Source organism: Cumulibacter manganitolerans, assembly GCF_009602465.1.
Lineage (GTDB): Bacteria > Actinomycetota > Actinomycetes > Mycobacteriales > Antricoccaceae > Cumulibacter > Cumulibacter manganitolerans.
This window is the reverse complement of the sequence record NZ_WBKP01000059.1, coordinates 1-19,168: the sequence shown is the minus strand read 5'-3', so window position 1 is coordinate 19,168 and position 19,168 is coordinate 1. Positions and strand designations below refer to the sequence as shown.

Annotated in this window: 8 protein-coding genes; 1 reads left to right on the top strand and 7 read right to left on the bottom strand. The window is 70.5% G+C overall.

The features are described from left to right. From F8A92_RS15905 to rpoB, 3 genes are all read right to left on the bottom strand, one after another. Positions 1-1,499 (bottom strand): FAD-dependent monooxygenase (locus tag F8A92_RS15905; RefSeq protein ID WP_153506158.1); only part of this gene is annotated, 1,499 nt, incomplete at its 3' end. 81 nt (positions 1,500-1,580) lie between these two features. Further along, positions 1,581-5,483, bottom strand: coding sequence for a DNA-directed RNA polymerase subunit beta' (locus tag F8A92_RS15900; protein WP_153506157.1), 3,903 nt, complete (start codon positions 5,481-5,483; stop codon positions 1,581-1,583). A 99-nt stretch (positions 5,484-5,582) separates the two neighbouring features. Continuing rightward, positions 5,583-8,951, bottom strand: coding sequence for a DNA-directed RNA polymerase subunit beta (gene rpoB, locus F8A92_RS15895; protein WP_228389500.1), 3,369 nt, complete (start codon positions 8,949-8,951; stop codon positions 5,583-5,585). Between the two features lie 543 nt (positions 8,952-9,494). Between rpoB and F8A92_RS15890 the strand changes: the two genes are divergently transcribed. Further along, on the top strand, positions 9,495-10,895 hold the full coding sequence (locus tag F8A92_RS15890) for an amidase (protein ID WP_153506155.1): 1,401 nt from the start codon (positions 9,495-9,497) through the stop codon (positions 10,893-10,895). Between the two features lie 12 nt (positions 10,896-10,907). Here F8A92_RS15890 and F8A92_RS15885 read toward each other — a convergent pair whose 3' ends face one another. The 4 genes from F8A92_RS15885 to F8A92_RS15870 all read right to left on the bottom strand — a co-directional run bounded on the left by F8A92_RS15885 (position 10,908) and on the right by F8A92_RS15870 (position 18,916). Then, positions 10,908-11,741, bottom strand: coding sequence for a hypothetical protein (locus tag F8A92_RS15885; RefSeq protein WP_153506154.1), 834 nt, complete (start codon positions 11,739-11,741; stop codon positions 10,908-10,910). Between the two features lie 11 nt (positions 11,742-11,752). Further along, entirely contained in the window at positions 11,753-16,549 is a 4,797-nt protein-coding gene (locus tag F8A92_RS15880; protein WP_153506153.1) for a DUF4082 domain-containing protein, read from the bottom strand. Positions 16,550-16,619: 70 nt separating this feature from the next. Then, positions 16,620-17,795 (bottom strand): CaiB/BaiF CoA transferase family protein, encoded by a 1,176-nt coding sequence (locus tag F8A92_RS15875; RefSeq protein WP_153506159.1) that lies wholly within the window; start codon positions 17,793-17,795, stop codon positions 16,620-16,622. Continuing rightward, positions 17,795-18,916 (bottom strand): NDMA-dependent alcohol dehydrogenase, encoded by a 1,122-nt coding sequence (locus F8A92_RS15870; protein ID WP_153506152.1) that lies wholly within the window; start codon positions 18,914-18,916, stop codon positions 17,795-17,797. Before F8A92_RS15870 ends, F8A92_RS15875 begins: the two co-directional genes overlap by 1 nt. Between the last annotated feature and the right edge of the window lie 252 nt (positions 18,917-19,168).

Below are 19,168 nucleotides of genomic sequence, written 5' to 3'. Positions count from 1 at the left end.
AGCGCGTCCGCGAGCCCCGTCCCGGCAGCGACGCGGAGCCCGGCGACCGGCAGGGCGGCGCCGACCGCCTGCCGGGCGCGCCGGCAGGCGTCATCGAGCACCTCGGCCGGCACCCCGACGCCGAGGACCGCGAAGCCCGCGCCGATCGCCTCGTGCAGGGTGGCCGCGCGGACGCCGTCGAGCTCGCCCGCGGCGAGCCGGCGATCGTCGACCATGTCCCCGGGGCGGACCCTCTCCCCCGACCCGCGTTGGTCGGGACTGGTGATGGGTGATCGCCGGGCATGGGTCGCGCTGGACTGGCGCGGGTTGAGCAGGTGCGAGAACACCGGGTCGTGGGCGGCCAGCAGCAGCGCGGCGTCGCGCGTCATCCGATAGCCCGGCGTGCCGGGCGTCATGAACAGGGTGCTCTTGCGCGCGCTGGCGATGTTCTGCGCCCACGCGTCGCGCCGTTCGGCGCTGTAGCTGTCGAGCAGCCGGTCGGAGGCGCCCGCCTCCACCAGTGACAGCTTCCACGCGAGGTCGTCGGCGTCCTCCAGCCCGGAGTTCAGGCCGCGGACGCCGAAGATCGGCACCAGGTGCGCCGCGTCGCCGGCGAGCAGGACCCGGCCGTGCCGGTAGCTGTCGGCCGACAGCGCGTGCGCCCGGTACAGGCTCACCCACTCGAGCGTCCAGGGCAGCTCGTTGCCGAGCCAGCGCAGATGCCGCTCGATGCGCTCCCGCACCCGGTCCTCGGCGACCTCCGCCTCGGGGTCGTCCTCGGGCCGCAGCTGGTAGTCCACGCGCCAGATGTCGTCGGGCTGGCGGTGCATGATGATCGTCGCGCCGGGATTGCTCGGCGGGTCGAACCAGACGCGCCGCTCGGTCGGCCAGGCGGAGGGCCAGTGGATGTCGGCGATCACGTACCGGCCCTCGTAGCTGGTGCCGGACAGCCCGACGCCGAGCGCCGCGCGGACCGCGCTGCGGGCGCCGTCCGCGCCGACCAGCCAGCGCGCCCGCACCGTCCCGGGCCCGGCGGGGGTGTCGATCCCGACGTCGACCCCGTCGACGTCCTGCGCGGCCCGCCGCACGGCGCACTGCCACCGAAGGGTCACCAGCGGCTCGCGCTGCACCTGCTCGACCAGGATCTGCTCGGCCACCGACTGCGACATGTTGACCATCGGCGGCCGGGCGTACTCCGCCGCCGCCGGCATCTCGAACTGCAGCACCTGCTGATCGCGGTAGTAGCTGCGCCCTCCGGTCCACGGGAGCGCCGCGTCCACGAACCGCTGCCCCGCGCCGAGGCGGTCGAGGATCTGCAGGGAGTTGCGGGACACGCAGATCGCCCGGCTGCCGTAGCTCACCGAGTCGCCCGCCTCGAGCACGAGCACCTCGACCCCCCGCTTCGCGAGGCCCAGGGCCGCCGTCAGCCCTATGGGGCCGGCGCCGGCCACGATGACCGGCCACGCGCCGTCGCGGTCGGGGACGGGCGTGAAGTCGTGCTGCTGCGGCTGGAAGTACATGGCACCCATAGTGGCCGCGCGCCGCGCAGAACGCAGCGGCCCCACAGGCAATCGCCTGTGGGGCCGCTCGGCTCGACTGGATCAGCTGTAGTAGCCGTCGTCGAAGGTGTCCAGCGGGACGGCCTGGCCGGAGCCCTGGCCGAACACGCTGTCGTCGTAGTAGCCGCCCTCGTCGAAGGACGACATCGAGTACATCGACGCGCGCGCCTCCTCGGTGGGCTCCACCTTGATGTTGCGGTACCGGGCGATGCCGGTGCCGGCCGGGATGAGCTGACCGATGATCACGTTCTCCTTCAGGCCGACGAGCGAGTCGCTCTTGCCCTGGATGGCGGCATCGGTGAGCACGCGGGTGGTCTCCTGGAAGGAGGCCGCGGACAGCCACGACTCGGTCGCCAGCGACGCCTTCGTGATGCCCATGAGGACCGGACGCCCGGAGGCCGGCTCGCCGCCCTCGCCCACGACCCGGCGGTTCTCGGCCAGGAACTGCGCGTTCTCCGGCAGCGAGCCCGGCAGGAACTCGGTCGAGCCGGAGTCGATGACGGTGATCCGCTTGAGCATCTGGCGGACGATGACCTCGATGTGCTTGTCGTGGATCTGCACGCCCTGCGAGCGGTACACCTCCTGAACCTCCCGCACCAGGTGCAGCTGCACCTCGCGGGGGCCCATGATCCGCAGCACCTCGTGCGGGTCGACCGCACCGTCGGTCATCTGCTGGCCGATGGTGACGTGGTCGCCCTCCTCGACCCGCAGCCGCACGCGCTTGGAGATCTTCTCGTAGACGACCTCCTCGCTGCCGTCATCCGGGATGATCGTGATCTTGCGCTGCTTGTCCTGGTCCTCGATCTGGATGCGACCGGACGTCTCCGCGATCGGCGCCTTGCCCTTAGGGACGCGGGCCTCGAAGAGCTCGACCACACGCGGCAGACCGTGCGTGATGTCGCCGCTGTCGGAGACCGCACCACCGGTGTGGAAGGTACGCATCGTCAGCTGGGTACCGGGCTCACCGATCGACTGGGCCGCGATGATGCCGACGGCCTCGCCGACGTCGACCGTCTTGCCGGTGGCCAGCGAACGGCCGTAGCAGGCGGCGCAGGTGCCGACGGCGGACTCGCAGGTGAGCACGCAGCGCACCCGCACCTCCTTCAGCCCGGCGGCGATCAGCGCGTCGATCACGGTGTCACCGAGGTCGGTGCCCTTCTCCGCGATGAGCTTGCCGCCGACCTTGACGTCCTCGGCCAGCGTCCGCGCGTACGACGACGTCTCGGCATGCTGGTCCTTGATCAGCGTGCCGGTGGCGTCCTCGGTGGCGATCGGCATGACCACGGCGCGCTCGGTGCCGCAGTCCTCCTCGCGGATGATGACGTCCTGCGACACGTCGACCAGACGACGGGTCAGGTAGCCCGAGTCTGCGGTACGCAGCGCGGTGTCGGCCAGGCCCTTGCGGGCACCGTGCGTGGCGATGAAGAACTCCAGCACCGACAGGCCCTCGCGGTAGGAGGACTTGATCGGGCGCGGGATGATCTCGCCCTTCGGGTTGGCCACCAGGCCGCGCATGCCGGCGATCTGGCGCAGCTGCAGCCAGTTACCGCGGGCACCGGAGTCGATCATGATGAAGACCGGGTTGGTCTCCTCGAAGTTCGCCTCGGTCGCCTTCGCAACCTCCTCGGTGGCCCGGGTCCACACCTCGATGAGCTCCTGGCGGCGCTCGTCACCGGTGATCACACCACGCTGGTACTGCTTCTCGATCTTGTCGGCGTCCTCCTCGTAGCGCGCGATGATCTCGGGCTTCTGCGGCGGCGTCGAGACGTCCTCGATGCCGATCGTGATGCCCGCGCGGGTCGCCCAGTAGAAGCCGGTCGACTTCAGCGCGTCGAGCGACGCCGCGACCTGCACCTTCGGGTAGCGCTCCGCGAGATCGTTGACGATCTGGCCGAGCTCCTTCTTCGAGACCGGGTAGTTGATGAACCGGTAGTCCTCGGGCAGGGTCTCGTTGAAGATGACCCGGCCGAGGCTGGTCTCGAGCAGGATCGGGTCGCCGGGCTCCCAGCCCTCGGGGGCCTCCCACGGCTCGCCCTTGCCGTTGTCGACACCGGGCACGTCACGCAGCCGGATCTTGCACTTCGCGTCGATCGCGAGCTTGCCGCGGTCGAAGGCCATCAGCGCCTCCGCGTACGACGAGTACACGTCACCCTCGCCGGCGCCGCCGCCGATGAGGTTCGACAGGAAGTACAGACCGATGATCATCTCGTGCGACGGCGCGGTGATCGGACGACCGGACGCCGGCGACAGGATGTTGTTGCTCGAGAGCATCAGGATCCGGGCCTCGGCCTGCGACTCGGCGGACAGCGGCAGGTGCACGGCCATCTGGTCGCCGTCGAAGTCGGCGTTGAACGCCGCGCAGACGAGCGGGTGGATCTGGATGGCCTTGCCCTCGACGAGCTGCGGCTCGAAGGCCTGGATGCCGAGGCGGTGCAGCGTGGGCGCGCGGTTCAGCAGCACCGGGTGCTCGGTGATGACCTCTTCGAGGACGTCCCACACCTGCGGGCGGGCCCGCTCCACCATGCGCTTGGCCGACTTGATGTTCTGGGCGTGGCCGAGGTCGACCAGCCGCTTCATCACGAACGGCTTGAACAGCTCGAGCGCCATCAGCTTGGGCAGGCCACACTGGTGCAACTTGAGCTGCGGGCCGACGACGATGACCGAACGGCCGGAGTAGTCGACGCGCTTGCCGAGCAGGTTCTGGCGGAACCGGCCCTGCTTGCCCTTGAGCAGGTCGGACAGCGACTTCAGCGGGCGGTTGCCCGGTCCGGTGACCGGACGGCCGCGGCGGCCGTTGTCGAACAGCGCGTCGACCGACTCCTGCAGCATCCGCTTCTCGTTGTTGATGATGATCTCGGGGGCGCCGAGATCCAGCAGACGCTTCAGGCGGTTGTTGCGGTTGATGACGCGGCGGTACAGGTCGTTCAGGTCGGAGGTGGCGAACCGGCCACCGTCGAGCTGGACCATCGGGCGCAGCTCCGGCGGGACGACCGGGACGGCGTCGAGCACCATGCCGGCCGGCGAGTTGCCGGTGGCCTGGAAGTGCGCGACGACCTTCAGCCGCTTGAGGGCGCGGATCTTCTTCTGCCCCTTGCCCTCGGCGATGATCTCGCGCAGCTTCTCGGACTCGGCGTCCAGGTCGAAGTCCTGCAGCAGCTTCTGCAGGGCGGCGGCACCCATGCCGCCGACGAAGTACTCCCCGAAGCGGTCCGACAGCTCGCGGTAGAGCATCTCGTCGACGATGAGGTCGCCGACCGCGAGCTTGCGGAAGGTGTCCGAGACCTCGTCGATGCGGTCGATCTCGCGCTGGGCACGATCGCGCAGCTGACGCATCTCGCGCTCGCCGCCGTCGCGCACCTTGCGGCGGACGTCGGCCTTGGCGCCCTCGGCCTCCAGCTCGGCCAGGTCGCCCTCGAGCTTCTTGGCGCGGGTCTCCAGGTCGGCGTCGCGCTTGTTCTCCAGCTGCTTCTTCTCGGCAGCGATCTCGGCCTCGATGGTCGACAGGTCGCGGTGCCGGGCGTCGGCGTCCACGGAGGTGATCAGGTACGCCGCGAAGTAGATGATCTTCTCGAGGTCCTTGGGCGCGATGTCGAGCAGGTAGCCCAGTCGCGAGGGAACACCCTTGAAGTACCAGATGTGCGTGACCGGCGCGGCGAGCTCGATGTGGCCCATGCGCTCACGGCGGACCTTGGCGCGAGTGACCTCGACGCCGCACCGCTCGCAGATGATGCCCTTGAAGCGGACCCGCTTGTACTTGCCGCAGTAGCACTCCCAGTCGCGGGTCGGGCCGAAGATCTTCTCGCAGAAGAGGCCGTCCTTCTCCGGGCGGAGGGTGCGGTAGTTGATGGTCTCGGGCTTCTTCACCTCGCCGTACGACCACGCGCGGATGTCGTCGGCGGTAGCCAGCCCGATCTTGAGCTGGTCAAAGACGTTTACGTCGAACACGTATGTAGTCCCTTGTTCTTGATTGGTGAGGGGTCCAGCCCCTCGGGGAAGGCCGGCGTGCGGCGCGCGGCTCGGCGGGGAGCCTCGCGCCGCACGGCCTTAGCCTTCGAGGTCGACGATGCTCGGCTCGCGCCGGGACAGGTCGATTCCGAGCTCGTCAGCGGTGCGGCCGGCCTCGTCGTCGGAGTCCCGCAGCTCGATGGCCTGGCCGTCGCTGGACAGCACCTGCACGTTCAGGCACAGCGACTGCAGCTCCTTGAGCAGCACCTTGAACGACTCGGGGATGCCCGGCTCGGGGACGTTCTCTCCCTTGACGATCGCTTCGTACACCTTGACGCGGCCCACGATGTCGTCGGACTTGATCGTGAGCAGCTCCTGCAGCGCGTAGGCCGCACCGTAGGCCTGCATCGCCCAGCACTCCATCTCGCCGAAGCGCTGGCCGCCGAACTGCGCCTTACCGCCCAGCGGCTGCTGGGTGATCATCGAGTACGGGCCGGTCGAGCGGGCGTGGATCTTGTCGTCGACCAGGTGCAGCAGCTTCAGGATGTAGATGTAGCCCACGGTGATCGGCGTCGGGAACGGCTCGCCGGAGCGACCGTCGAACAGCTGCGCCTTGCCGTTGCCGCCGACCATGCGGTTGCCGTCGCGGTTCGGAATCGTCGAGCCGAGCAGCCCGATGACCTCCTCCTCGCGCGCACCGTCGAAGATCGGCGTCGCGGTGTTGGTGCCCGGCTCGGAGCTGCGGGCGTTCTCCGGCAGCAGCTTCGCCCAGTCGGGCTCGCCCTCGACCTCCCAGCCGGACTTCGCGATCCAGCCGAGGTGGGTCTCCAGGATCTGCCCCACGTTCATGCGCGACGGCACGCCGAGCGGGTTCAGCACGACGTCGACCGGGGTCCCGTCGGGCAGGAACGGCATGTCCTCCTCGGGCAGGATCTTGGAGATGACGCCCTTGTTGCCGTGGCGGCCGGCGAGCTTGTCACCGTCGGTGATCTTGCGCATCTGGGCGACGTACACCCGGATCAGCTCGTTGACGCCCGGGGGCAGCTCGTCGCCGTCCTCGCGCGAGAACACGCGGACGCCGATGACCTTGCCGGACTCACCGTGCTTGACCTTCAGCGAGGTGTCGCGCACCTCGCGGGCCTTCTCGCCGAAGATGGCGCGCAGCAGGCGCTCCTCCGGGGTCAGCTCGGTCTCGCCCTTCGGGGTGACCTTGCCGACCAGCACGTCACCGGCGACGACCTCGGCACCGATGCGGATGATCCCGCGCTCGTCGAGATCGGCCAGCGCCTCCTCCGACACGTTGGGGATGTCGCGGGTGATCTCCTCCGGGCCGAGCTTGGTGTCGCGGGCGTCGACCTCGAACTCCTCGATGTGGATCGAGGAGAGGACGTCGTCGCGCACCAGGCGCTGGCTGAGGATGATGGCGTCCTCGAAGTTGTGCCCCTCCCACGGCATGAACGCGACCAGCAGGTTGCGTCCGAGCGCGAGCTCACCGTTCTGGGTGCACGGGCCGTCGGCGATGATCTGGCCCTCTTCGATCCGCTGGCCCTCGTCGACCAGGACCTTCTGATTGATGCAGGTGCCCTGGTTCGAGCGGGTGAACTTGTGCAGCCCGAACGTCTGGCGGGTGCCGTCGTCGGCCATGATCGTCACGTAGTCGGCGGCGACCTCCTCGACGACGCCGGCCTTCGTGGCGGTGAGCACGTCACCGGCGTCGACCGCGGCGCGCAGCTCCATGCCGGTGCCGACCAGCGGCGACTCGCTGCGCAGCAGCGGGACGGACTGGCGCTGCATGTTCGCGCCCATGAGCGCGCGGTTGGCGTCGTCGTGCTCGAGGAACGGGATCATCGCGGTCGCGACCGAGTTCATCTGGCGCGGCGAGACGTCCATGTAGTCGACGGCGTCCGGCGCGACCTCGACGGTCTCGCCGCCCTTGACGCGCACGAGCACCTTCTCCTCGGCGAACCGGCCGTTGGCGTCGAGCGGCGAGTTCGCCTGCGCGATGACGTGGCGGTCCTCCTCGTCGGCGGACAGGTAGTCGACCTGGTCGCTGACGACGCCGTTCACGACCTTGCGGTACGGCGACTCGATGAACCCGAACGGGTTGACCCGCGCGAACGACGCGAGCGAGCCGATCAGGCCGATGTTCGGGCCTTCCGGGGTCTCGATCGGGCACATGCGGCCGTAGTGCGACGGGTGGACGTCACGGACCTCCATGCCGGCACGCTCCCGGGACAGACCGCCCGGGCCCAGCGCCGACAGGCGGCGCTTGTGGGTCAGGCCCGCGAGCGGGTTGGTCTGGTCCATGAACTGCGACAGCTGCGAGGTGCCGAAGAACTCCTTGATGGAGGCCGACACCGGGCGGATGTTGATCAGCGTCTGCGGCGTGATGGCCTCGACGTCCTGGGTCGTCATGCGCTCGCGAACGACGCGCTCCATGCGCGACAGGCCGACGCGGATCTGGTTCTGGATCAGCTCGCCGACGGTGCGCAGGCGACGGTTGCCGAAGTGGTCGATGTCGTCGAGGTCGTAGCCCTCGTCGCCGGCGTGCAGGTGCACGATGTACTCGATCGAGGCGACGATGTCTTCCTCGGTGAGCACCGACTCGGCGGTCGGGATGTCGAGCTCGAGCTTCTTGTTGACCTTGTAGCGACCGACCTTGGCCAGGTCGTAGCGCTTGGCGTTGAAGAACAGGTTGTTCAGCAGCGTCTTCGCCGAGTCGCGGGTCGGCGGCTCGCCCGGGCGCAGCTTGCGGTAGATGTCGAGGAGCGCCTCGTCCTCGGTCTTGATGCTGTCCTTCTCGAGCGTCGCCATCATGGTCTCGGACCAGGAGAAGTGCTCGCGGATGCGGTCCTCGGTCCAGCCCAGGGCCTTCAGCAGGACGGTCACCGGCTGGCGGCGCTTGCGGTCGATGCGCACGCCGACGGTGTCGCGCTTGTCGACGTCGAACTCCAGCCAGGCGCCGCGGCTCGGGATGACCTTGCAGCCGAAGACGTCCTTGTCGGTGGTCTTGTCGAGCGAGCGATCGAAGTACACGCCCGGCGAGCGGACCAGCTGGGAGACGACGACACGCTCGGTGCCGTTGATGACGAAGGTGCCGCCCGGCGTCATGATCGGGAAGTCGCCCATGAACACCGTCTGAGACTTGATCTCACCGGTCGTGTTGTTCATGAACTCGGCGGTGACGAACAGCGGGGCGCAGTACGTCATGTCCTTGTCCTTGCACGTCTCGATGTCAGCCTTGACATCCTCGAAACGCGGGTTGGAGAAGGTGAGGGACATCGTGTCCGAGAAATCCTCGATCGGTGAGATCTCGTTGAGGATTTCCTCCAGACCGCTGATCGCGGACGGATCGTCGCCTACCCGGGCACGCCATGCGTCGTTTCCGACCAGCCAGTCGAAGCTGGAGGTCTGCAAGGCGAGCAGGTCGGGCACTGCGAGGGGTTCGCGGATCTTCGCGAACGACACGCGCTTCGGGGCTCCGGGAATGGGGAGGCCGTTGGCACCTGCAGTGGCGGACGAGCGGACGGTCGAATCGGGGCGGGAGCCTGCCAAGGTGGGTCCTTCCGAGGACGGGCGTCTGCAAATTTCTGACCAACGCTCCTGGACGCCTCTGGCGCGTCACCTCGGGCATCGCACGCATGCAGATTCGCGTGGACGGTCGAGGTTTTACGAGATGCCAGAAGGAAGGCAGCGCAAACAACGATTCTAGCCACACGGGGAGGCGGTTGTCTACGCCTCAGGACGCGTCGCGCCTGCGGCGTCGGCCACACCGGCCGACGCGGCGCCTCTCGGGGCGGCGGGGAGGTTGCGCTGCCGTGCCGCTCGCTTCGAAGGCGTGATGAAACGATGCCCGCTCGCGCGGCAAAGGTCAAGCCGGACGCGGCCTCTGGGGACAGATTTTCCGACCACGATGACGGCCGTCCCGCCCGCCGGATGGCGGTCAGATGCCGCCAGTCCGCTGCTGCCCTACGCTGACCGGCACGAGGACGGCGACGAAGGGCGGATGCAATGACATCGAACGAGCTGTGGCAGTGGTCGGCGGTCGACATCGCGAACGGGGTCCGTGATCGGTCGATCTCGGCGAGGGAGGCGGTGACCTCGGCCGTCGAGCGGATGCGCGACGTCAACCCGGCGATCAACGCCGTGGTCATCGACACCGGGGACGAGGCGCTCGAGCGCGCCCGCGCCCTGGACGACGACGCCTCGGACGCGGCGGGCGGTCTGCTGCGCGGCGTCCCGGTGACTGTGAAGGTCAACGTCGACGCCGCGGGCTACCCGAACTCGAACGGCGTGGTCGCGCTCGCGGACAACATCGCCACGGACGACTCGCCCGTCGTGGCCAACCTCAAGAAGGCCGGCGCGGTCATCATCGGCATCACCAACACGCCCGAGTTCTCGATGCGGGCGGTGACCGACAACCCGCTGTACGGGCGGACGATCAACCCGTGGGACCCGAGCATCACGCCGGGCGGTTCGTCCGGCGGTGCCGGCGCGTCGATCGCGATGGGCGTCGGCGCGGTGGGACACGGCAACGACATCGGCGGCTCGTTGCGGTGGCCGGCGTTCTGCAACGGGCTGTCGACGATCCGCCCGACGCAAGGACGCATCCCCGCCTTCAACCCGACGGCGCTGGGCACCGAGCGGCCACTGCTGTCGACGCTGATGTCGACCCAGGGGCCGCTGGCCCGGGAGGTGCGCGACGTCCGCCTGGCACTGCATGCCATGAGCGCGCGGGACCCGCGCGACCCGTTCTGGGTGCCCGCGCCGCTCGAGGGTGAGCCGGCACCGCGCAAGGTCGCCGTCGCGCAGATCCCCGACGGGCTGTCCCCGGACCCTGCCGTGGCCGCAGCGGTGGACGACGCCGCCGCCATGCTGCGTGACGCCGGCTACGAGCTCAGCGAGGTCGCCGTGCCCAACTTGCCGCGTGCGCTGGAGCTGTGGTGGACGCTGATCGGCACCGAGCTGCGCGAGATGAGCAACATGATGGAGCTCTCCTCCGACGTGATGCAGCGGATCCTCGGCAGCTACTTCGAGATCACCGGGCCGACGTCCGTCCGTGACTACGGGCTGGCCGCGGCGGAGCGCACCGGGATCATCCGCGAGTGGCTGCTGCTGCTCGAGGAGTACCCGGTGATCCTCACCCCCTTGTCGATGCGGACGCACCTCAGCCCGGACGGCGACCTCGGCGACGCCGCGCACGTCGAGGGCGTCTTCCGCGACTTCACGTTCCAGACCGGCCTGAACGTCCTCGGGCTGCCGTGCGTGGTGACCCCGACCGGCCTGAACGAGGGCCGGCCCATCGGTGTCCAGCTCGTCGCCGGCCGGTTCCGGGAGGACACCGCGCTCGCCGCCGCGTCCGCGATCGGAGATCGGGTCGGCCGGCTGACCGACCAGCTGTGGGCCCGTTGACCCGTCGTCGGCTCAGCCGGACGTCGGCCACCTCGCGCGCAGCAGCGCGGCCGGCTCGTCGCGGCCCATCGCGCTGAGCGCCGCGGCGTACTCGCTCGCGAAGCGCCGGTACAGGCCGGACAGCTCCCGCTCGAGCAGTCGCGCCGCCTCGTCCAGGTCGTCGATGCCCTCGACCCGCCAGCGCATCGCGGCGGCGACGAGGTGCTGCCCGGGACCGCGGTGCCACCGCGACGCGTCGTCGTTGCGACCGATCCGGCCGGTGTGCAGCGTGTACCGGAACCGCACCGGGAACAGCACCGCCTTGGTGACCGTCCGCGGGCCCGCGGCGACGAGGCCGGTGGGGTCGCGCAGCGACGCGAGATAGGCCGCGTCGAACTTGCGCAGGGCGAACTCGGCGGCCTCCCGAACGAGATCGTCGCGCGACGGCCGCGTGGCGCGAGCGCGGCGGTCCTCGCCGTACAGCAGGCTCCCGGCGTCCAGCAGGTCCAGGCGGTCCAGCTCGGGGAGGCGTCCGAGCCCGGCAGCTCCGCGGCGTACGCCGTCCCAGTCCGCCCAGAACACCGAGAGCCGCCGCGCCAGCGCGGACGTCGGATGCCGCTCGCGGACCGCGCCCCCGATGCGCTCGATCGCGCGCGCCACGGCGTCGTCGTCCGAACGCTCGACCACGAGCGCGACATCGACGTCGCTGACCAGCGGCGCGAAGCCACCGTGCGCGAGGCTGCCCAGGGTGAACGCCGCGGCCAGCCGGGGACCGAGCTCTTCCTTGGCGACGTCGACGGCGCCCGCCAGCACGCGCCGGGCGTCGCTCTCGGACTCCGGCGGGGCCGGCCGGCCGCGCTCGATCACCCGGCGACCTCCTAGGGCGCGTCGGCGGTGAACACGACGTCGACCCAGTAGTTGCTGCCGTTGTAGGTGCCGGTCGGGTAGCCGCTGGCCGCGCCGTACCGGAACACCCCGTTGCCGGCCCCGGTGTTCGCGAGCGCGGTCAGCGGCCCACTCGTCCGTGGCCCGGTGTTGAAGTACTCGGCGTCCATCGAGTAGTACCCGGCACCGGCGAAGTACGACGCGGTGTACACGGCGCCGGGCGTCAGCGGTACCGGGGTGGGCAGCGTGACGCTCTGCCAGCCGCGCGCGGACTCGCCCGAGGTCGTGGCGCTCGCGAGCAGCGTGCCGGCGGCGTCCCACAGGTTCGCCACGTGCGGTCCGGTGTTCTGCGTGCCGCCCTTGTAGAACCGGATCGCGGTCACCGTGCCGGCGACGCTCGTCTGCAGCCGGACGCCCAGCTCGATCGGTCCCTGGTCGTTGGCCAGGACGGTGGCCGGGACCGTGTTCGCCGGCCACAGCGTCGTGACCGTGGCGCTGGCCGTGGTGAAGCTCCAGCTGACCGGTGCGCCCAGCTGGTTGCCCGCGGCGTCGGCGGCCGACTCCACGGACGCGGAGTAGGCGCCCCCGGCCGCCAGCGGCGCCGATGGGGTGAAGGTGGCGACCCGCGTCGCACCGTCGTACGCGACGGTGCCCGCCACGAGACCGCCTCCGGCATCGCGCAGCTTCATCGACAGCGTCCCCGTCGCCACCGCCTCGTCGAAGGTCGCCGACACGACGGCGCCGACGGGCACGCCGGTCTCCCCGGGCGCCGGTTCCTGCGCAACCACCGACGGACCGCTGTTGTCGACGTACAGCACGTCGACCCAGTAGTTCCCGCCGTTGTACGACGACGACGGGAAGCCTCCGCCGCCGTACGCGAACACCCCGTTGGGGGTTGCCCCCGAGGTGGCCGGCGCGGTCAGCGGCCCGCGGGTACGGGTGGCGTTCAAGCCGCCGCCGGTGACCGCGTAGTGACCGCTCGGTGCGTAGTAGGACGCGACGTAGTCGGTGCCGCCGCTGATCGCGATCGGCGTCGAGAAGCGGGCCTGCTGCCAGCCGGACGCCGTCTCGTCGTCGAACGACACGCTGCCCAGCAGCGCCCCCGCCGCCGTCCAGAGCCGTCCGACGTGCGGCCCGTCGTTGCCGAGGCCCTTGTAGAACCGCAGGCCGAGGATGCTTCCGGATCCGGCCGCGCGGAACCGGACCCCGACCTCGACCCCGCCGGCATCGGACGACGCCGGCGTGTCGGGTCGGTCGGTGGAGATCCAGAGCGTGGCGGTGCCGTCCCCGTCGGTAGTGAACGACCAGGCTCGCGGAGCGGCCATCGGGTTGCCTGCCAGGTCCGCGGCGGTGACGCTCGCCTGGTACGTGACGCCTGCGGCGAGCGCGGCCGACGGCGTGAAGGTCGCCGTCTGGGACGCGGCGTCATAGCCGACCGACCCGGTCACGCTCGAGGAACCCTTCGTGAGGGTCAGCTGGACGGACGCCGGGTCGACAGGCTCGGAGAACGTCGCACGCACGGCCGTCGCGGTGTCGACCGCGACCAGGTCGGCACCCGGCTCGAGGTCCACGACTGTCGGCGCCGTCGTGTCCGGCGGGAGGGTGACGACCACGTCGGCCCAGTAGCATGCCCCGTTGGAGCTGCTCGGGTAGGCGCTGCTGCCGTACCGGTACACCCCGTTGCCGCCGGCCACCGCCTCGGACGGCGCGGTCAGCGGCTCGCGCACCCTGGCGCCCGAGCCGGAGAACAGGCCCGCCGTTGCGCCGTACTGTCCCGCGGGGCAGTAGTAGGACACCGTGTACTGGGTGCCCTTGGTGATCGCGACCGGCGTGGTGAGCGCTGCCTGCTGCCACCCCGATGCGGTCTCGGCGCCGTAGGTGACGGTGGCCAGGAGCTCCTGGCTCGGGCCCCACAGGTGCCCGGTGTGCGGGCCCTGGCTGCCGGGGACCTTGTAGAAGCGCAGCGCGGTGACGGACGCGTCGCGACTGCTCACGAACCGCGTGCCGAGCTCCAGCGGGCTGGTCTCGGCCGAGATGCTCGCCGGCACCGCCGACGAGTCCCACAGGGTCGCCGGCGAGGTGCCGGGACCGCCGTCCACCGTGAAGGACCACGAGTACGGCGCGGCCATCGGGTTGCCCAGCGAGTCGCTTCCCGTCACCACGGCCGTGTACGACTTCCCGGCCCCGAGCTGGGCCGACGGCGTGAACGTCGCCGTGCGCGACGCCGCGTCGTACGCGGTGCTGCCGGCGACGGCGGCGCCCCCCGCCAGGCTCACGGTGAGCTGGACGGAGCCGGGCGTCATGCCCTCGCTGAACGTCGCGGAGATCGCGGCGGCCGGGGACACGGCGGCGAGATCCGGCGCCGGGGCGCAGCTGAGCACCGTGGGGGCCGCGGCGTTGTCGTCGCTCAGCACCAGGTCGACCCAGTAGTTCGTCGAGCCGAACGTGCTGGTCGGGAAGCCCGCCGAGCCGTAGCGGTAGACGCCGTTGGCGCCGTCCTCGCCGTTCGCGAGGGCGCGCAGCGGCGGGAGGTCGTAGGCCTGCTGGAAGTAGCCGGCGTCGGCGGCGTAGTGGCCGGCGGGCATGAACACCGAGGCGATGTAGGTCTGCCCCGCCGAGATCGCGACGGGCGGGATGCTGACCACCTGCCATCCGGTGGCGCTCTCGTTGGTGAACGTCTGCGTGGCGAGCTGCTGGCCGCCGTTGGTCCACAGGCTGCCGGTGTGGGTGCCGGTGTTGCCGGCGCCCTTGTAGAACCGGATGCCGGTGACGAACGCGTCGACGGACGCGCGGAACCGCACGCCGCACTCGATGGCTCCCGCGTCGTTCGTCGCGGGTGTCCCCGGCGCGGTCCCGGCCGGCCAGATCGACATGGGGAAGGGGCGCGGCGCGCCCACGATCGGGAGCGCGGTCGAGGGCCCGATGTTCGCCGAGTCGTCGATGGCCCGCACGAGCACCGTCGTGGTGCCGAGGGTGAGCGGGGTGTAGACGTAGCTCCACGACTCGCGACCGACCGCCGGATGCCAGGTCGCGCCGTTGTCCACCGAGACCTCGACTCCGGCGACGACCCCGCCGCCGGAGTCGACGGCGGTGCCCGCGATGGTCACCGGCGAGCCGATCGGCTGGGCGGTGCCCGGGTCCGGCATCACCACCGACACGGTCGGCGGCAGCGTGTCGGCGGACGCCGCGGCCGGGACCAGACCCGACATGAGCGAGGTCGGCTGCGCGCCCATGTCGGCGAGCATGTTCACGGTCGCCTGCTGCATCACCGGATCGGTGGGGGTGCCCGAGTCTGCGACGTGGTAGGAGTCCAGGCCGTACGCCCACTGCACGGTGCCGGTGCCCCACACCAGCGCACCGGATGCGGCCCGGTAGAGGGTCATGGTGTGCACGCAGGTGCCCGGGGCGTAGGTGGCCCCGTAGTCGAGCAGCAGCTGCGGCGCGCTGGCGGTGGTCTCGGACAGCCGGATCAGCCCCGGCGGGCGGGAGCCGTTGTCGGCGTCCACGTCGAACTCGTACCCGAGGGTGCTCGGCGCGAGGGTGCGGACGGCGCCGTTGGCCAGCGTCGCGACAGCGGTGTTCCGCCAGAACCGCAGCCGGCGATAGTCCGCTGGGACGGTGATGTTCAGGTCCGGCGCGCTGGTGGGCAGGATCGCCCGGAACAGCTGCCCGGTCAGCGAGTTCTCCGGCCGGCCGCCGTTGGACGGCGGGCTGAAGCGCGGGTCGCGCCAGGTGCCGGTCCACTCGGCGGAGGGGTCGATCTTCGCGCTGTCGAGGGTCTCCTTGTAGCAGACCATGGTGCGGTCCGGCGTGTTGCTGCCGTCGATGGACGGCTCGAACCGGACCTTCCAGAAGTACTCGTTGCCGGTCATGAAGATCAGGTGGGTGCCGGCGTCCCGCGCGGCGGTGACGTGCTCGCGCTGCTCGCGGCTGACGTACTCGTCGTGGCCCGAGGAGATGAACACCTTGCGTCCGGCCAGCACCGAGGCGTCGCGGTGGACGTCGATGCCGCCGCAGTACGCCACGTCGTATCCGTTGCGTTCCAGGAAGCGCACGAGCGCGACCTCGGCGTTGAAGAAGTCGTTCTCCGAGCCGTCGCCGTCGCCGAAGGGCCGGTTGTAGCTCACCTTGTACGCGCGACCGACCGGATCGCCGTAGTACAGGCTGTTCCCGCCGTACCGGTTGTAGGCGTGCATCGTCATCTCGGAGGTCTGCACCAGGATGTCCGAGGGACCGTTGCGGCGGACGACGAAGATCGTGTGGTTGCTGACCGTGCCACTGTCGGAGCGCTCGAACCGGGCGTAGTAGATACCGGAGACGGCACCCGCCGGGATGGTCCACTGCGCCGACGGTGCCCACTTGCCGCAGTCCCACAGGCCCGTCGCGCCGTCCCCGTCGGGATTGGGCTGGGTCTGCGGCAGCGGGACGCTCGGTGTGACGTCCTGGATGAACCGCGCGCCGAGGCCGCCGTACCAGCCGATCCGGAAGATCCGGATCCGGTAGCTGGTCGAGTCGGTGTTGATCTTGAAGGTGACCGTCTCGCCCGGCAGGTAGCTGTACTGGGTGGTGAACCCGACGATCGACGGATCGCGGTCGGACTCCCACACGTCGGGGATCGCGCCGGCGTTCTGGTTCTCGATCTTGACCGCGGTGTCGGCCGCGTACGCCGCCTGCGCCAGGGCCACCGCCGCGATCCCGGAGGCGCCGCCGACGCCGGAGTACTTCAGGAAACGGCGCCGGGTCAGCCCGCCGAGCGCTCCACGTCGATCCACGTCTCCGGCGTCCGGCATGCTCGCTCCTTTTTAAAGGGGGTCCGTTAGCGATTGTGTCGCGGCGAGTACTGCTCGGGTGACCGTGGAACTACGGGATGCGACGCGTGTCACCTGGGGAATCAGCCGACCTGGAGAGCTCCGCGCGGATCGCCGCGGTGTGCTCACCGACGCCCGGGATGTCCGTCATGGCCGCCGGCTCGGCGCCGACGAAGGTAGCCGGCGGCAGCAGCGCGCGCAGCGGACCGACCGGAGAGCCGACCTCGCGCCAACGGTCCCGGGCGGCGAGCTGCGGATGCTCGGCCAGGCCGCGCGCCGTCCGCAGCCGGGCGTTCGCGATCTGCGCCTCGTCCAGCCGGTCGACCAGCTCCTCCGCGGACAGTGCGGTGGTGACCGACTCGATCGCCGTGGTCAGCTCGTCGCGGTGCGTCGAGCGCAGCGTGTTGGTCACGAACCGCGGATCACCGGCCAGCGCGGCGTCGCCCAGCACGTCCGCGCAGAACCGCGTCCACTCCCGCTCGTTCTGGATGCCGAGGAAGACCCGCTCGCCACCGGCCACCCGCACCGGCCCGTACGGCGCGATCGCCGCGTGCGAGGCGCCGGTCCGCTTCGGGTCGCTGCCGCCGTAGGTCGCGTAGTACATCGGGAAGCTCATCCACTCCGCGAGCGCCTCGAGCATCGAGACCTCGATGGTGGCGCCCTCGCCGGTGCGCCCGCGCTGCAGCAGCGCCGTGAGGGCACCCGTGTACGCGTACATGCCCGCGGCGATGTCGGCCACGGAGATGCCGGCCTTGCTGGGCGTCTGCTCGGTGCCCGTGACCGACACCAGGCCGGCCTCGCACTGGACCAGCAGGTCGTAGGCCTTCTTCTGCTCGTACGGTCCGCCGCTGCCGTAGCCGCTGATCGAGATGTGGATCAGCTCGGGGCGGCGGGCACGGAGCGTCGCGGCGTCCAGCCCGAGGCGGCCCACCGCGCCCGGCGCGAGGTTCTGGATGACGATGTCGGCGCGCTCGACGAGCGCGTCCAGCAACGCCCGGTCACCCGCGTCCTTGATGTCCAGCGCGACGGACTCCTTGCTGCGGTTCAGCCAGACGAAGTGCGAGGACAGCCCGCGCACCGTCTCGTCGTACCCGCGCGCGAAGTCGCCGACCTCGGGACGCTCGACCTTGATCACCCGCGCGCCGAGATCGGCGAGCTGGCGGGTCGCGAACGGGGCGGCGACGGCCTGCTCGAGGGCGACCACGGTGACGCCGTCGAGCGGACGCATCACTTCTCGAAGTCGATCATGCCGCGGACGTTGAGGCCCGCGTGCATGTCGCGGTAGCCCTGGGCCACCTGATCGATCGAGTACGTGCGGGTGACCATCTCATCGAGCTTCAGCCGGCCGCTGCGGTACATGTCGAGCAGCCGCGGCACGGAGACGAACGGGCTCCAGTTGCCGAACACGACACCCTTGAGCGTCTTCTGCATCATCGACAGCATGCCCAGGTTGAGCTCGGTGGCGACCGGCTGGAAGGTGCCGACCGCGGTGAGGGCGACGGTGCCGCCCTTGCGGATGGACTCCATCGCCGCGGTGACGTCGCCGGGCTGCAGCCGGCCGACCGTGACGATGGTCGAGTCGGCGCCCTGGCCGTTCGTGTAGTGGCGCGCCTTGTCGGCCGCCTCCTCGATGGTCGCGAACGACTCGGTCGCCCCGAACTCGGAGGCGACCTCGCGCTTGAACTCCACAGGGTCGACCACGATGACGTTGGCCGCGCCGGCGTGCGCGGCGCCCTGGACGGCGGCCGAGCCGATCCCGCCGAGCCCCATCACGATCACGGTGTGCCCCGGGCGGACGTCGGCGGCGTTGACCGCCGATCCGTAGCCGGTCCCGACGCCGCAGCCGAGCAGGCTGAGGTACTTCAGCGGCACGTCCTTGGGCACCTTGTAGGCCGAGCGCGTGTTGATGACCGTGTACTCGTTGAAGGTGCCGAGCCCGGTCATCTGGCCGACCGGCTTTCCGTCGAGGGACAACCGGTAGCTGCTCGGGTCCTCGGGCCGTCCCCCGGACTCGGCCTGCGCACCGTTGTCGCACAGCTCCTGCTTGCCCTGCGAGCACCAGAAGCACCGCCCGCAGGCCGGCAGGAACGTCATCACGACGTGGTCGCCCACCGCGAAGCCCTCGGTGTTCGGCCCGACCTTCTCCACGACGCCCGCTCCCTCGTGGCCGCCGCAGAACGGCAGCACCTTGGGCCTGAGGTCACCGGTGGCGTAGTGGTCGTCGGAGTGGCACATGCCGCTCGCGACGAGCCGCACGAGGATCTCGTTCTGGCGGGGTTCGTCCAGCTCCACGGTGGCCGTGGTGAACTCCCCGGGGCTTGTGAGCAATACCGCGGCCGTCGACTTCATCGATTCCTCCGTGCGCCAGTGGGTTGGGTATCCACTGCATATCACGCGGGGTACGACGTACCGAAACGACGAGTGTGCGTACCGCCCCGCCTGGCGGGGCTGTACGCACACTCGAACGATGGTGGGCTAGCGGCCCCGGCGGCCCATCCCGGAGGAGAACGACGCCGCACCGCTGCTGCTGCTCTGCGCGGCGCCGCCGCGGCGGCCACCGGCCTGCCGGTCCCGGCCGCCCTGGCCCGAACCGCCGCGCCG